This window comes from Streptomyces sp. NPDC018610 (genome assembly GCF_044391765.1).
Classification (GTDB): domain Bacteria; phylum Actinomycetota; class Actinomycetes; order Streptomycetales; family Streptomycetaceae; genus Streptomyces.
Map to the genome: position 1 here is coordinate 61,673 of NZ_JBISAL010000012.1, position 14,954 is coordinate 76,626.

General features: G+C 73.2%; 11 protein-coding genes and 1 pseudogene. All 12 read left to right on the forward strand.

Translation table 11 applies throughout. The annotated features are described in order from the left end of the window. Positions 1 to 66: 66 nt before the first annotated feature. The 12 genes and pseudogenes from ACH5A8_RS28470 to ACH5A8_RS28525 all read left to right on the forward strand — a co-directional run bounded on the left by ACH5A8_RS28470 (position 67) and on the right by ACH5A8_RS28525 (position 14,931). On the forward strand, positions 67 to 606 hold the full coding sequence (locus ACH5A8_RS28470; protein WP_399006699.1) for a TIGR00730 family Rossman fold protein: 540 nt from the start codon (positions 67 to 69) through the stop codon (positions 604 to 606). A gap of 15 nt (positions 607 to 621) precedes the next feature. Next, positions 622 to 1,320, forward strand: coding sequence for an SDR family oxidoreductase (locus ACH5A8_RS28475; RefSeq protein ID WP_399006701.1), 699 nt, complete (start codon positions 622 to 624; stop codon positions 1,318 to 1,320). A 466-nt stretch (positions 1,321 to 1,786) separates the two neighbouring features. Further along, positions 1,787 to 2,794 (forward strand): methionine synthase, encoded by a 1,008-nt coding sequence (locus ACH5A8_RS28480; protein WP_399006703.1) that lies wholly within the window; start codon positions 1,787 to 1,789, stop codon positions 2,792 to 2,794. A gap of 15 nt (positions 2,795 to 2,809) precedes the next feature. Further along, on the forward strand, positions 2,810 to 5,005 hold the full coding sequence (gene ligA / locus ACH5A8_RS28485) for an NAD-dependent DNA ligase LigA (RefSeq protein ID WP_399006705.1): 2,196 nt from the start codon (positions 2,810 to 2,812) through the stop codon (positions 5,003 to 5,005). A gap of 263 nt (positions 5,006 to 5,268) precedes the next feature. After that, positions 5,269 to 7,533 (forward strand): putative bifunctional diguanylate cyclase/phosphodiesterase, encoded by a 2,265-nt coding sequence (locus ACH5A8_RS28490; protein ID WP_399006707.1) that lies wholly within the window; start codon positions 5,269 to 5,271, stop codon positions 7,531 to 7,533. A 42-nt stretch (positions 7,534 to 7,575) separates the two neighbouring features. After that, positions 7,576 to 7,900 (forward strand): annotated as a pseudogene (locus tag ACH5A8_RS28495) (hypothetical protein); the annotation flags it as partial. A 195-nt stretch (positions 7,901 to 8,095) separates the two neighbouring features. Next, positions 8,096 to 8,392: an Asp-tRNA(Asn)/Glu-tRNA(Gln) amidotransferase subunit GatC gene (gene gatC / locus ACH5A8_RS28500; RefSeq protein ID WP_006130840.1), complete on the forward strand. Its 297-nt coding sequence runs from the start codon at positions 8,096 to 8,098 to the stop codon at positions 8,390 to 8,392. A gap of 6 nt (positions 8,393 to 8,398) precedes the next feature. Beyond that, positions 8,399 to 9,892, forward strand: a complete 1,494-nt coding sequence (gatA, locus tag ACH5A8_RS28505) for an Asp-tRNA(Asn)/Glu-tRNA(Gln) amidotransferase subunit GatA (protein ID WP_399006709.1) — start codon at positions 8,399 to 8,401, stop codon at positions 9,890 to 9,892. Further along, a complete protein-coding gene (locus tag ACH5A8_RS28510) occupies positions 9,889 to 10,131 on the forward strand; it encodes a hypothetical protein (protein WP_037858086.1) in 243 nt (80 codons plus the stop codon). The genes gatA and ACH5A8_RS28510 overlap by 4 nt, the downstream gene beginning before the upstream one ends. A gap of 16 nt (positions 10,132 to 10,147) precedes the next feature. Then, a complete protein-coding gene (gene gatB, locus ACH5A8_RS28515; protein WP_399006711.1) occupies positions 10,148 to 11,659 on the forward strand; it encodes an Asp-tRNA(Asn)/Glu-tRNA(Gln) amidotransferase subunit GatB in 1,512 nt (503 codons plus the stop codon). Between the two features lie 194 nt (positions 11,660 to 11,853). Continuing rightward, positions 11,854 to 12,399, forward strand: a complete 546-nt coding sequence (locus ACH5A8_RS28520) for a hypothetical protein (protein ID WP_399006713.1) — start codon at positions 11,854 to 11,856, stop codon at positions 12,397 to 12,399. Positions 12,400 to 12,702: 303 nt separating this feature from the next. Then, positions 12,703 to 14,931 carry an MMPL family transporter gene (locus ACH5A8_RS28525; RefSeq protein WP_399006715.1) on the forward strand — a complete coding sequence of 743 codons (2,229 nt, stop codon included), beginning with the start codon at positions 12,703 to 12,705 and terminating at the stop codon, positions 14,929 to 14,931. The last annotated feature ends 23 nt before the right edge of the window (positions 14,932 to 14,954 follow it).

Below are 14,954 nucleotides of genomic sequence, written 5' to 3' on the forward strand. Positions count from 1 at the left end.
GCACCGGCGGGCGCCGCCTTCTTCCCGTGTGCCGTACACATACCCGCCCCGCGTACCGTGGACCGCATGAACATCTGCGTCTTCCTCTCCGCCGCCGACCTCGACGACCGCTACACCGGCCCCGCGCGCGACTTCGCCCGCCTGCTCGGCAAGGGCGGGCACACCCTGGTGTGGGGCGGCTCCGACAGCGGGCTGATGAAGGTCGTCGCCGACGGCGTGCAGGAGGCGGGCGGGCGGCTCGTCGGCGTGTCGGTGGAGTTCCTGTCGGCCAAGGCACGGCCCGGCGCCGACGAGATGGTGATCGCTCCCGACCTCGCCGAACGCAAGCGGCTCCTCCTGGAGAAGGCCGACGCGGTGGTGATCATGGTGGGCGGCACCGGCACGCTGGACGAGGCCACCGAGATCCTGGAGCTGAAGAAGCACGGCCGGACCGAGAAGCCGGTGGTGCTGCTGAACACCGCGGGCTTCTACGACGGCCTGCGCGAGCAGTTCCGCCGCATGGAGGACGAGGGCTTCCTGCCCCGGCCGCTGGCCGAGCTGGTCTTCTTCGCCGACGAGCCCGTCGGCGCGCTCGCCTACCTGGAGGAGTCGCTGAACGCCCGCTGACCCCGGGGTGCGAGCATGGCGGGCATGGCTACACACGTGATCACCGGAGCCGGTTCCGGCATCGGCGCGGCCGTCGCCCGCCGCCTCCACGCGCGCGGGGACGAGCTCGTCCTGCACGCGCGCGACGCCGGCCGCGCCAAGGAGCTGGCGGCCGAGTTCCCCGGCGCGCGCACCCTCGTCGGCGACCTGGCCGACCCGGACCGGCTGAGCTGGGCGTTCTCCCACCAGACGCTCCCGGAGCGGGTCGACTCCCTGCTGCACGTCGCGGGCGTGGTCGACCTCGGTCCGGTCGGCGAACTGACGCCCAAGGCGTGGCGCCACCAGCTGAACGTCAACCTGATCGCCCCCGCGGAGCTGACCCGCCACTTCCTGCCCCAGCTGCGCGCCGCGCGCGGCCACGTGCTCTTCGTCAACTCGGGGGCCGGTCTGAACGCGAGCCCCGACTGGTCCGCGTACGCCGCCTCCAAGCACGGCCTCAAGGCGCTGGCGGACTCCCTGCGCCAGGAGGAGCACGGCAACGGGGTGCGCGTCACCTCCGTCTACCCGGGCCGCACCGCCAGCCCCATGCAGGCCAAGGTCCACCAGCAGGAGGGCAAGGAGTACGACGCGGCCCGGTGGATCGATCCCGAGTCGGTGGCGACGACCATCCTGATGGCGCTCGACCTGCCGCACGACGCGGAGGTCAACGACCTCACCGTCCGGCCCGGACGCTGAGCGGGTCGCCGACCGCAGCCGACCCGCCGACCCGCCAACCCGCCCGGCCCCGCAGCGCGCGGGGCCGCACGGGCGGCGGAACGGGGCACCCGCCCCGGCCTTGGGGACGAGGGGACGAGGGGCCGAGCGTCGGCTTCGCCCGGGTCGGCGGGCCGCGCGCCCGCACCGCCCCTGGAGGACGGCGGGCCGCGCCCGAATCGCCCTCGGGAACGACGGGCCGAGCGCCCGCACCGGTCCGGGGCCGACGGGCCACGCGTCAGCACCGCCCCCGGAGGACGACGGGCCGCACCCGTGAACCCCTGGGAGACGGCGGGCCGCTCGCCCGCACCGCACCCGCGGGGCGGCGGGCCGACCGCTCGCGCCGGCCTCGGGGACGGGGGGCTCGGCCGCCCGCACGTCACCGCGGACGGGCGGGCGCGGAGGAGGCCCCAGCCCGGCTCGACCGCCGGAGGCATACGCTGCCCCGGTGAGTGAAAACAGCCAGTTCCCGTCCGGTGCCGCCACCGGCGTCGGGTCGATGCCCGGCGGCGACGCCCGAGAGGCCGTCAAGACCGCCGCCGGGACGTTCGAGGACTTCCCCTTCCTGCCGGAACTGCCCGCCCGGGGGCCCGGCGCCGACATGATCGGGCGCAGCGCCGGGATGCTCGTCGAGCTGTACGCGCGCGTGGAGCCCAGCGGATGGCGGCTCGGCGACCGGCCGGGCCGGGACACCAAGCGGGCCCGCTCCTGGCTGGGCGAGGACCTGGACGCCCTGGAGGAGTTCACCCAGGGCCACGAGGGGCCGCTGAAGGTGCAGGCCGTCGGCCCCTGGACGCTCGCCGCCGGCCTGGAGCTGAAGAACGGCGAGGCCGTCCTCTCCGATCCCGGGGCCTGCCGGGACCTGGCCGCCTCGCTCGCCGAGGGCCTGCGGCTGCACCTGGCCGAGGTCCGGCGGCGGGTGCCCGACGCCCGGCTCGTCCTGCAACTGGACGAGCCCTCCCTCACCGCCGTCCTGCGCGGGCAGGTGCGCACCGCCAGCGGTTACCGCACCCACCGCGCCGTCGACCGGCAGGTGGCCGAGGCGACGCTGCGGGACGTCGTCGGCGTGCACGCCGACGGCCCCGTCGTGGTCCACTCCTGCGCGCCCGACGTACCGTTCGCCCTGCTGCGCAGGACCGGGGCGGCCGGGATCTCCTTCGACTTCTCGTTGCTCACGGAGCGCGACGACGAGGCGATCGGGGAGGCCGTCGAGGGCGGCACCCGCCTGTTCGCCGGTGTCGTCCCGGCCACGGACGGTCCGTTGTCAGACCCTGCCGGTAGCGTCATGGGTGTCAGAACGTTGTGGCGCAGGCTGGGGCTGCGACCGGAGCTCCTCGCGGACGCGGTCACCCTCACCCCGGCGTGCGGACTCGCGGGCGCATCCCCCGCCTACGCACGCCAGGCGCTCGCCCACTGCGTCCGGGCGGCGAGATCTCTCGCGGACAACCCAGAGTAACGGGAGGACAACACGGTGGCCGGCGACAAGCAGCAAGCGGAGACAGCGGTGCCCGCCGAGGCCCGGGAGAATCACGCGCGGCTCGCGGAGCAGGTCGAGGAGCACCGCTTCAGGTACTACGTCAAGGACGCGCCCGTCGTCAGCGACGCCGAATTCGACCGGCTGCTGCGCTCCCTGGAGGCGCTGGAGGAGGAGTACCCGGAGCTGCGCACGCCCGACTCGCCGACCCAGAAGGTCGCCGGGTCCTACGAGACGGAGTTCACGGCGGTCGAGCACCGCGAGCGGATGCTCTCGTTGGACAACACGTTCAACGACGACGACATGGCCGCCTGGGTCGACCGGATCGCCAGGGAACTGGGCGAGCAGGAGTACCACTTCCTGTGCGAGCTGAAGGTCGACGGACTCGCCGTCAACCTCACCTACGAGCACGGCCGGCTCACCCGCGCCGCCACCCGCGGCGACGGCCGCACCGGCGAGGACATCACGCCCAACGTCCGCACCATCTCCGAGATCCCGGACCGGCTGACGGGCGAGAAGGTCCCCGACCTGGTCGAGATCCGCGGCGAGGTCTACTTCCCGATGGCCAAGTTCGAGGAGCTGAACGCCCGCCTGGTCGCGGCGGGCGACAAGCCCTTCGCCAACCCGCGCAACGCGGCGGCCGGGTCGCTGCGCCAGAAGGACCCGCGCGTCACCGCCACCCGGCCCCTGCACATGGTCGTCCACGGCATCGGCGCCCTGGAGGGGTACGAGGGGCTGGCCCGCCTGTCCGAGGGGTACGACCTGCTGAGCTCCTGGGGCCTGCCCACCTCCCGGCACAACAGGGTGGTCGACGGCCTCGACGGCATCCGCGAGTTCATCGCGTACTACGGCGAGCACCGGCACTCGGTGGAGCACGAGATCGACGGCGTGGTGGTGAAGCTCGACGAGATCCGCCTCCAGGGCCGGCTCGGCTCCACCGCGCGCGCACCGCGCTGGGCGATCGCCTACAAGTACGCGCCCGAGGAGGTCAACACCAAGCTCGTCAACATCCGCGTGGGCGTGGGCCGCACCGGCAGGGTCACGCCGTACGCCCAGGTCGAGCCGGTGACGGTGGCCGGCTCGGAGGTCGAGTTCGCCACCCTGCACAACCAGGACGTCGTCAAGGCCAAGGGCGTGCTCATCGGCGACACGGTCGTGCTACGCAAGGCCGGTGACGTCATCCCCGAGATCCTGGGACCGGTGGCCGACCTGCGCGACGGCACCGAGCGCGAGTTCGTGATGCCGGCCGAGTGCCCCGAGTGCGGGACTCCGCTCAGGCCCATGAAGGAGGGCGACGTCGACCTGCGCTGCCCCAACGCGCGGACCTGCCCCGCCCAGTTGCGCGAGCGTCTGTTCTACCTCGCCGGCCGCAAGGCGCTGGACATCGAGCACTTCGGCTACGTCGCCGCCGCCGCGCTCACCCGGCCGCTGGAGCCCGGCGAGCCGCCGCTCACGGACGAGGGCGACCTGTTCGACCTCACCGTCGAGCAGCTGCTGCCCATCAAGGCCTACGTCCTCGACCAGGACAGCGGCCTGCCCAAGCGCGACCCGAAGACCGGCGAGGAGAAGGTCGCCACCGTCTTCGCCAACCAGCAGGGCGAACCCAAGAAGAACGCGCTCGCCATGCTGGAGAACATCGCCGCCGCCAAGCAGCGCCCGCTCGCCCGCGTCCTCACCGGCCTGTCGATCCGTCACGTCGGCCCGGTCGCCGCCGAGGCCCTGGCCCGCGAGTTCCGCTCCATCGACCGCATCGAACAGGCCGGCGAGGAGGAGTTGGCGAACACCGACGGCGTGGGACAGATCATCGCCGCCTCCCTCAAGGAGTGGTTCGCCGAGGAGTGGCACCAGGAGATCATCCGCAAGTGGCGGGCCGCCGGCGTCCGCATGGAGGAGGAGGGCCCCGGCGAGGACGAGGGCCCGCGCCCGCTCGAAGGCCTCACCGTCGTGGTCACCGGCACCCTGGAGCACTTCACCCGGGACGGCGCCAAGGAGGCCCTGCAGAGCCGGGGCGCCAAGGTGACCGGATCGGTGTCGAAGAAGACGTCCTTCGTGGTCGTCGGTGACAGCCCGGGGTCCAAGTACGACAAGGCGATGCAGCTGAAGGTGCCCGTTCTGGACGAGGACGGTTTCGGCGTCCTTCTGGACCGGGGACCGGACGCGGCGGCCGAAGTCGCGCTCCCGACCGGCGAGTAGGGGTTGAAGGCCGCCCGTACGGCGCATACCAGATGCATACGGGTGGCCGGGGTGCATTCGGGCAACCGTCGGCGACCGCTGCCCGTGGAAGCCTTCCGCGGCCTACTGTTGAGGGGTGCGCCCGCCGTGTCCGGCCGCGGTCGGGGCACGCCCGTGCTCCGACGGGCACGTGGAAGGGTTTTCCGGCGCGGTGCCGGTGCGGGCCGAAGGGGCGCCGCACCGGGCCGCGTGGCGTGGCACCGCCGGCTGTGAGAGGGACGGGAATGGAACCGACCGAGAGCGCCGCCCCGCACTCACGGCTGCGCCGGGTGACCGGCGCATGGCGAGGGTGCCTGAGGCGGACGGGGGAGCGTTCGGGTGCGGAGAAGCACGCGGGGCGCGCGAGTCGCACCGCGCGCGCTGCCGGACACCACACCGTGGCGGAGGTCCGGGCCCGCGCCGTCCCGGCCGGCGAACCGGCGTCCGCGCCGCCCGGCCCGGCCGAGCCCGGCCGCGCACCGCTGCGGAGCGCCCTGCCCCCGGCGGTCGTCGCCGTGGCCGGACTCGCCCTCGGCGCCGGTTTCCTGCGGGCGTTCGCCGGCGGTCACGCCCTCTTCCCGTCCGGCACCGCCGGCTGGTCGCTGGCCGTGCTCGCCGGGATCGTCGTCGGCCACCTGGTCATGCTCGGACGCTCCCGCTGGTGGGGCACCGGCTCCGGCACCGCCCTCACCCTCGCCGTGCTCCTGCTCTACGGCTGGGTGCCGGCCGGCCTGGTCAGCCTCGCCGTCGTCGTCCTGGTCGGCGTGGCACGGCGGGGCCGCTGGCGGCCCGGTGTGCTCAACGGCGCCGCGGACATCGTCGGGATCGGCGCGGCCGCCCTCGTCCTGGGCGCCTTCGGCCGCGTGCCGACCGTGGAGCGGCCCTGGGACCCGGGCACCTGGAGCGCGTACACCGCCCTCGAAGTGGTGCTGGTCGCCGCCGTCTATCTCGCGGTCACCCGCCTCCTGATCTGGTGCCTGCACTCCCCGCGCACCGGCCCGCTGCCCACCGTCGCCCGCACCGCCGTGGTCAGACAGGGTCTCCTCGCGGTCGCCCTGCTCGGCATCGCGCCCCTGGTCTGCGTCGTCGCCGTCGCCGAGCCGGTGCTGCTGCCGCTGTTCTCCATCCCGCTCATCGCCCTCGACTCCACCCTGTGGATCGCCCGCGCCCGCGCCGAGGAACAGCTGCGCGACCCGCTGACCGGGCTGCCCAACCGGCAGTGGCTCCTGGAGCGCATCTGGACCGCCCTCGACGACGCCGAACGCGCGGGCGCCCGGGCCGCCCTGATGCTGATCGACCTCGACCGTTTCCGCTCGGTCAACGACACGCTCGGTCATCTGGCCGGGGACCGGCTGCTGCTCCAGATCGCCGACCGGCTGCGGCAGGCGCTGCCGCGGGGTGCGGAGGCCGCGCGGCTCGGCGGGGACGAGTTCGCCGTGTTACTCCCCGTCGCCGACTCCACGACGTCCGCGACCCGCATCGCCCGCCGGCTGGTCACCGAACTCAGCTCGCCGCTCGACCTCGACGGCCTCACCCTCGTCCTGGAGGCCAGCGCCGGGGTCGCCGTCTTCCCCGACCACGCCCTCGACGCCGAGGGCATGCTGCGCCGCGCCGACGTGGCGATGTACCAGGCCAAACGGGACCGTACGGGCGTGGAGGTGTACGAGTCCAAGCGGGACTCCAACACCCCGGACCGGCTCGGGCTCCTCGGCGACCTGCGCCGCGCCCTGGACGCCCACGAGGTCCAGCTGCACTACCAGCCCAAGGTCCGCTTCGACGGCCAGGTCGCCGGCCTGGAGGCGCTGGTGCGCTGGGTGCACCCCGAGCGGGGCAAGGTCCCGCCGGACGAGTTCATAGCGATCGCCGAGTCCTCGGGCCTGATGCCCCATCTGACGGAGTACGTGCTGGAGACCGCCCTCGGGCAGGTCGCCCGGTGGCGCGCCCAGGGCCTGTTCGTGCCGGTCGCGGTCAACGTCTCCCCGCGCGACGTGCACACCCCCGGCTTCGCCGGCTCGGTGGCCGCCCGGCTGGCCCGGCACGGCGTCCCGGCCGGAGCGCTCCAGCTGGAGATCACCGAGCACGTGCTGCTGGAGGACCCGCAGCGCGCCGCCGACACGCTCGCCGGGCTCACCGCCCACGGCGTGAAGATGTCGCTCGACGACTTCGGCACCGGCTACTCCTCGCTGGTGCACCTGCGCCGACTGCCGGTGAGCGAGCTGAAGATCGACCGCTCCTTCGTGGCCCGGCTCGCGGTGGACACCGAGGACGCCGAGATCGTGCGCTGCACCGTCGACCTCGCCCACTCCCTCGGCCTGCTCGTCGTCGCGGAGGGCGTCGAGGACGACGAGACCTGGGAGCGGCTGCGGGACCTGCGCTGCGACGCCGTACAGGGCTGGCTGGTCGCCGCCGCGATGCCCCCCGACGAGACCACGGCGTGGCTGCGCGCCCGCGGCTCCCGCGGCTGGGTCCGCCCGGCGGCGGCCCTGCCCGCGGCGGCGACGGACGAGTAACCGCTCCGCGCGTCGCTCCGGCTGACGCATCTCGGACGCCCCTTCGTCCTGGACGGCGCGGCCGGACTGCTCTCCGGCGACGACGTCGTCACCGCCGAGCGCGGCGACCTCGTCGTCGTCCCGCCGGGCCGCCCCCACTCCCCCAAGCTCTCGGCTCCGCTCGAGCAGGGGGACCCCCACCGCCGCGGCCCCCGGCGTCACGGCCGACCTCCTCGTCGTGATCACCCCGGGCGTGGAGCGCTTCGAGTACTTCCGCCACCTCCAGCGCATCCGCCTCTGCGAGGTCACCCCGGAGAGCATCCTCGAAGTGCAGGACCTCTACGACAACCACTTCCTGAAGGGCGCCGCCTGGGACGGACGCCACTGACCCGGCCCGGGCGCGGCGCGCAGGCCGCCGCGCCCGGGCGACGCGGACGAACCGCTGCACAGGCAGGACGCGGACAAACCGCTGCACAGGCACAGGGCCCCGCCCCATAGGATTGGGGACTGGCGTCGCACTCCCGGCGGGAATGCGACGCCGGCCCCCGGCCCCAACCACACACTCACCCCAGAGGAACGCTGCATGCCTGGCATCACGCGCGAGGAGGTCGCCCACCTCGCCCGGCTGGCGCGTCTGGAGCTGAAGCCCGAAGAGCTCGACCACTTCGCGGGACAGCTGGACGACATCATCGGCGCGGTGGCCCGCGTCAGTGAGGTCGCCGACCAAGACGTACCGCCGACCTCCCACCCGCTGCCGCTGACGAACGTCATGCGCGCGGACGAGGTCCGTCCGTCGCTCACCCCCGAGCAGGCGCTGTCCGGCGCCCCGGCCCAGGAGCAGCAGCGTTTCAAGGTGCCGCAGATCCTGGGGGAGGAGTAAGCAGTCATGACGGACATCATCAAGCTCACGGCGGCCGAGACCGCCGAGAAGATCGCCTCCGGCGAGCTCACGGCCGTCGAGGTCACCGAGGCGCACCTCGCCCGGATCGAGGCCGTCGACGAGAAGGTGCACGCCTTCCTGCACGTCGACCGCGAAGGCGCCCTCGCGCAGGCCCGCGCCGTCGACGAGAAGCGGGCGCGCGGCGAGAAGCTCGGCCCGCTGGCCGGCGTCCCCCTCGCGCTCAAGGACATCTTCACCACCGAGGGCGTGCCGACCACCGTCGGCTCCAAGATCCTCGAGGGCTGGATCCCGCCGTACGACGCGACGCTCACCAAGCGGCTCAAGGCCGCCGACGTCGTCATCCTCGGCAAGACCAACATGGACGAGTTCGCCATGGGGTCCTCGACGGAGAACAGCGCCTACGGCCCGACCGGCAACCCGTGGGACCTCACCAAGATCCCCGGTGGCTCCGGCGGCGGCTCCAGCGCCGCGCTCGCCTCCTTCCAGGCCCCGCTGGCCATCGGCACCGACACCGGCGGCTCCATCCGCCAGCCGGCCGCCGTCACCGGCACCGTCGGCGTCAAGCCGACCTACGGCGCGGTCTCCCGCTACGGCATGGTCGCCTTCTCCTCCTCCCTGGACCAGGGCGGCCCCTGCGCCCGCACGGTCCTGGACGCGGCGCTGCTGCACGAGGTGATCGCCGGCCACGACCCGCTCGACTCCACCTCCATCGACGAGCCGGTCCCGCCGGTCGTCGAGGCCGCCCGCAACGGCAGCGTCGCGGGGATGCGCGTCGGCGTGGTCAAGCAGTTCCGCGGCGAGGGCTACCAGGCCGGCGTCGTCCAGCGATTCGACGAGTCCGTCGACATGCTGCGGGAGCTCGGCGCGGAGATCGTCGAGCTGGACTGCCCGTCCTTCGACCTCGCCCTGTCGGCGTACTACCTGATCGCGCCGTCCGAGTGCTCCTCCAACCTGGCCCGCTTCGACGGTCTGCGCTACGGCCTGCGCACCGGCGACGACGGCTCGCACTCGGCCGAGGAGGTCACCTCCCTCACCCGTGAGGCGGGCTTCGGCCCCGAGGTCAAGCGCCGCATCATGCTCGGCACCTACGCGCTCAGCTCCGGCTACTACGACGCGTACTACGGCAGCGCCCAGAAGGTCCGCACCCTCATCAAGCAGGACTTCGACAAGGCGTTCGAGCAGGTCGACGTGATCGTCTCCCCGACGACCCCGACCACCGCCTTCGCGATCGGCGAGCGCGCCGACGACCCGATGGCGATGTACCTCGCCGACCTGTGCACCATCCCGACCAACCTGGCGGGCAACGCGGCCATGTCCCTGCCCTGCGGTCTCGCCCCGGAGGACAACCTCCCGGTGGGCCTGCAGATCATCGCCCCGGTGATGAAGGACGACCGCCTCTACAAGGTGGGCGCCGCCGTCGAGGCCGCGTTCGTGGAAAAGTGGGGACACCCGCTGCTCGAGGAGGCTCCGTCGCTGTGAGTAACGCACTGTCCAAGGCCAAGGGCTTCAAGAAGTCCAAGTCCGGCACGTACCTGTCCATGGCGACGACCGCGTTCGGCGCCGTCAGCGTCATCAAGCAGGCCAAGAAGGCCCGCACGGAGAGCGACACGCTGCGCCTGATCGACGCCGCCGTGTCGGCCGCCGCCATCGTCACCGGCCTCGCCATCCTCTACCGCGAGCTGAAGCGGCTGGGCGACGACGACGTCCTGCTGGGCTGAGAGGGAAGTTTTCACCGTGACCACCACGACCGACCTGGTGTCGTACGAGGACGCGCTGGCGTCGTACGACCCCGTCATGGGCCTCGAGGTCCATGTCGAACTCGGCACCGCCACCAAGATGTTCTGCGGCTGCTCGACCGCGCTCGGCGCCGACCCGAACAGCCAGACCTGCCCGGTCTGTCTCGGCCTGCCCGGCGCGCTCCCGGTCGTCAACGCGACCGGCGTCGAGTCCGCCGTCAAGATCGGCCTCGCGCTGAACTGCTCGATCGCCGAATGGTGCCGCTTCGCCCGGAAGAACTACTTCTATCCGGACATGCCGAAGAACTTCCAGACCTCCCAGTACGACGAGCCGATCGCCTTCGACGGCTACCTCGACGTGCAGCTGGAGGACGGCGAGACCTTCCGCGTGGAGATCGAGCGCGCCCACATGGAGGAGGACACCGGCAAGTCGACGCACGTCGGCGGCGCCACCGGCCGTATCCACGGCGCGTCCCACTCCCTGCTGGACTACAACCGCGCCGGCATCCCGCTCATCGAGATCGTCACCAAGCCGATCGTGGGCGCCGGCGAGCGCGCCCCCGAGGTGGCGAAGGCGTACGTCCGTGAACTGCGCGAGCTCATCCGCGCCCTCGGCGTGTCCGAGGCCCGCATGGAGATGGGCCAGATGCGCTGCGACGTCAACCTGTCGCTGATGCCCAAGGGCGCGGACAAGTTCGGCACCCGCAGCGAGACCAAGAACGTCAACTCGCTGCGGTCCGTCGAGCGCGCCGCCCGGTTCGAGATCCAGCGGCACGCCGCGGTGCTCTCCTCCGGCGGCACGATCATCCAGGAGACCCGCCACTTCCACGAGGACACCGGGTCCACGACCTCGGGCCGCGTGAAGGAGGAGGCCGAGGACTACCGGTACTTCCCGGAGCCCGACCTGGTGCCCGTGGCCCCCTCGCGCGAGTGGGTCGAGGAGATCCGGGCGGCCCTGCCCGAGCTGCCGCTGGCCCGTCGCACCCGCCTGCTGGCGGAGTGGGGCATCTCGGCCACCGACATGCAGGCCATCCTCAACGCCGGCGCGCTCGACCCGATCGTCGCCACGATCGACGCCGGGGCCGACGCCGCCTCCGCCCGCAAGTGGTGGATGGGCGAGCTGGCGCGCAGCGCCAACGAGTCCGGCACGTCCCTGGACGAGCTGGCGATCACGCCCCAGCAGGTCGCCCGCGTGACCGAGCTGGTCTCCTCGGGCGACCTGAACGACAAGCTGGCCCGCCAGGTCATCGAGGGCGTCCTCGCGGGCGAGGGCACCCCGGACGAGGTCGTCGACAAGCGCGGCCTGAAGGTCGTCTCCGACGACTCGGCGCTGGGCACGGCCGTCGACGAGGCCATCGCCGGCAACCCCGGCATCGCGGACAAGATCCGTGGCGGCAAGGTCGCGGCGGCCGGCGCGCTGGTCGGCGCGGTCATGAAGGCCACCCGCGGCCAGGCCGACGCGGCCCGGGTCAAGGAGCTGATCCTGGAGAGGCTCGGCGTCTCCGAGTAGACCGGCACGACGACGGCGGCCTCGGCCGAGCCGACGTCACGAAGGGCGCGCCCCGGTTCCCGCCGGGCCGCGCCCTTCGGCCGTTCCGGAGGGCGGGGCCGGTGGTGCCCGCCGGCCCCCGCCGGCCCGCCGGGCAGCCGCGGCGCACCCCCGGCGCACCGCTGTCCCGGACCCAGCGGCTACGCTCGCCCGCCATGAGTGGACGTGCCGATTCCGAGACCCCCGCCGCCATGTCCCGGGCGGACGCCGCCGAGGCCGCCGGCCCGCGCGACGAGACCGGGAGCGGCCCCCGGGCGGCCGACGAGGACGGCCACCAGGACGCCGGGAAGTCCCCGGCGACCGAGGACACCGGGAAGTCCGCGGCGACCGAGGACAGCGGGAGGGCCGGAGAGACCGAGGCGACCGGGCCCATCGGTGCGACCGGGGACACGGACACCGAAGAGCCCGAGGATGCCGGCGGCCCCGAGGACGGCGACGACCCCGAGGACCCCGCCGAGGTCGCCCGCAGGGCCCGCTGGACGGCGTCCGGGGCCGGATCGCTGCTGACGCTCGCCGGGATCGCCGCGTCGCTGCTGCGGCTGGCCCGCTCGGCCCCCGCCCTCGTCGTAGCCGCCTATGCCACCGGAGCCGCCGTCTGCGCGCTGGCGGCCCTGCTCGGCTTCCGGGGCCGTACCCGGCGGGCGCTGTGGCTGATGATCGCCGGAGTGATGGTCATGGCACTCGGCGACCAGTTCGACTGAACGGGCCCGCCCGAACAGTCCGGGCCCGACTGCAATCGGCCTGCCCGAACCGGTCCGACCGAACCGGTCCGACCGAACCGGCCCGGCCGCACCGCCCCGCCCCGTGACGGACTTGACCGATCTCGCCCGGCTGTCGTGTGAAGTGGGCCGCACTGATGTGAATAACGCCACGAACACGGTAAACGATCACATTCGCCTGCAAGAGTGTTGTCACCTTGCTCATGCGTTCTTTGCGGGCCGTTCCGTTCGTTGACGACTGTTCCCGGTCAAAGATCCACAAATCGTCACCTGGGAGCACGTTTCGTGGCAGCCCTCGCGCGCTGGTGTGTCCGGCACCGCCTCGTCACCGTTCTGCTCTGGCTCCTCGCCCTGGGCGGGGTCACGGTCGCCGCCGCCGTCGTAGGCCCGGCGTACTCCAACGACTACGAGGTCCCCGGCACCGAGTCCGGCCGCGCCACCCAGCTGCTGCGCGAGGGCTTCCCGGGCCTCGGCGGCGACAGCGACACCGTCGTGTGGCACACCGCGCCCGGCGTCGTCCGAGCCGTCGACGTCGAGCAGACCATGACCCGCACCCTGGACCGGATCGCGGAACTGCCCGGCGTGGCGTCGGTGACCAGCCCCTACAGCGGCCACGGCGCCGACCGGATCAGCCGGGACGGACACACGGCGTACGCGACGGTCACCTTCGACCGCCCGGCCCAGGACATCGGCAAGGCCGAGGCGCAGGCCGTCGTCGGCACGGCCAAGGCGGCCCAGACCGACGGGCTCCAGGTGGAGCTCGGCGGCAGCGCCATCGGCGGCACCCAGTCCTCCGGCGGACACCTCGCCGAGATCGTCGGCGTGGGCGTCGCCGCCCTGGTGCTCCTTCTCGCGTTCGGCTCCCTCGTCGCGTCCCTGCTGCCCATCGCCACCGCACTGGTCAGCGTCGGCACCGCCTACGGCGCCATCGAGCTCCTCGGCCACGCCATGACGGTGGCCGACTTCGCGCCCATGCTGGGCATGCTGATCGGCCTCGGCGTCGGCATCGACTACGCGCTGTTCATCGTCACCCGCCACCGGCGCGGCCTGAAACGCGGGCTCACCACCGCCGAGGCGGCCGCCAACGCCGTCGCCACCACCGGGCGCGCCGTGGTCTTCGCGGGCGCCACCGTCTGCATCGCGCTGTTGGGCATGCTGATCCTCAGGCTCGGCTTCCTCAACGGCGTGGCGATCGCCGCGGCGTCGACCGTCGCCCTCACGGTGGCCGCCTCGGTGACCCTGCTGCCCGCCCTGCTGTCCTTCATCGGCCCGCGCGCCCTGAGCCGGCGCGAGCGGCGCAGACTGGCCGAGCACGGCCCCGAACCCGAGGTGCCCACCGGGTTCGCCGCCCGCTGGTCGGCCTTCGTGGAACGCCACCCGAAGCTGCTCGGCGTCCTCGCCCTGGCCGTCGTCACGGTGCTCGCGCTGCCCACCCTCGCCCTCCACCTCGGCACCTCCGACCAGGGCAACGACCCGTCCTCGGCGACCACCCGGCGGGCGTACGACCTCGTCGCCGACGGCTTCGGACCGGGCGTCAACGGGCCGCTGACGCTCGTCACCCGCGTCGGCGGCGCCGAGGACAAGCTCGCCCTGGACAACCTGGACGCCACCCTGCGCACGACCGAGGGCGTCGCCGAGGTCACCCCGGCCACGTACAACGGCGGCGGCACCACCGCCTACCTGACCGTGGTCCCCGACTCCGCGCCCCAGTCGCAGCGCACCAGCGACCTCGTCGACCGGCTGCGCACCGAGGTGCTGCCGCGCGCCGAGACCGGCACCTCGCTGGACGTCCAGGTCGGCGGGGTGACCGCCGGGTACGACGACTTCGCAGGCGTGATCGTCGGCCGGCTGCCGCTCTTCGTCGGCGTGGTCGTCGGCCTCGGCTGCGTCCTGCTGCTGCTCGCCTTCCGGTCCGTCGGCATCCCGCTCAAGGCCGCCGCCATGAACATCGTCGCCGTCGCCGCCGCCTTCGGCGTCGTCGTCGCGATCTTCCAGTGGGGCTGGGGCAGCGAGTTCCTGGGCCTGGGGCGGGCCGGGCCCATCGAGCCCTTCCTGCCGGTGATCATGGTATCGGTCCTGTTCGGCCTCTCCATGGACTACCAGGTCTTCCTGGTCAGCCGGATGTACGAGGAGTGGCTGGCGACCGGCGACAACCGGCGCGCCGTCCGCGTCGGCCTGGCCGAGACCAGCCGGGTGATCAACTCGGCGGCGGTCATCATGATCTCGGTCTTCCTCGCCTTCGTGCTCGGCGGCGACCGGGTGATCGCCATGTTCGGCATCGCGCTCGCCGCCGCCGTCGCGCTGGACGCCTTCGTGCTGCGCACCCTGCTCGTGCCCGCCCTCATGCACCTGCTCGGCCGCGCCAACTGGTGGCTGCCGCGCCGGCTGGACCGGGTGCTGCCCCGCATCAGCATCGAGCCGCCCGAGTGCCGCGCCGCCCACGAGAGGCTCGGCGACGTCGTGGCCGAACTGACGAAGGAGCAGCGGCGGGACGCACGCGACATCCCCGGGTGACGACGACGCCGAACCGCGCCCCC

What these genes read in the sequence shown, in the direction of transcription:
- ACH5A8_RS28475 (WP_399006701.1), top strand. Translation starts at nt 622, where the DNA reads ATGGCGGGCATGGCTACACACGTGATCACCGGAGCCGGTTCCGGCATC.
- gatC (WP_006130840.1), top strand. Translation starts at nt 8,096, where the DNA reads ATGCCTGGCATCACGCGCGAGGAGGTCGCCCACCTCGCCCGGCTGGCG.
- ACH5A8_RS28470 (WP_399006699.1), top strand. Translation starts at nt 67, where the DNA reads ATGAACATCTGCGTCTTCCTCTCCGCCGCCGACCTCGACGACCGCTAC.
- ACH5A8_RS28490 (WP_399006707.1), top strand. Translation starts at nt 5,269, where the DNA reads ATGGAACCGACCGAGAGCGCCGCCCCGCACTCACGGCTGCGCCGGGTG.
- gatA (WP_399006709.1), top strand. Translation starts at nt 8,399, where the DNA reads ATGACGGACATCATCAAGCTCACGGCGGCCGAGACCGCCGAGAAGATC.
- ACH5A8_RS28520 (WP_399006713.1), top strand. Translation starts at nt 11,854, where the DNA reads ATGAGTGGACGTGCCGATTCCGAGACCCCCGCCGCCATGTCCCGGGCG.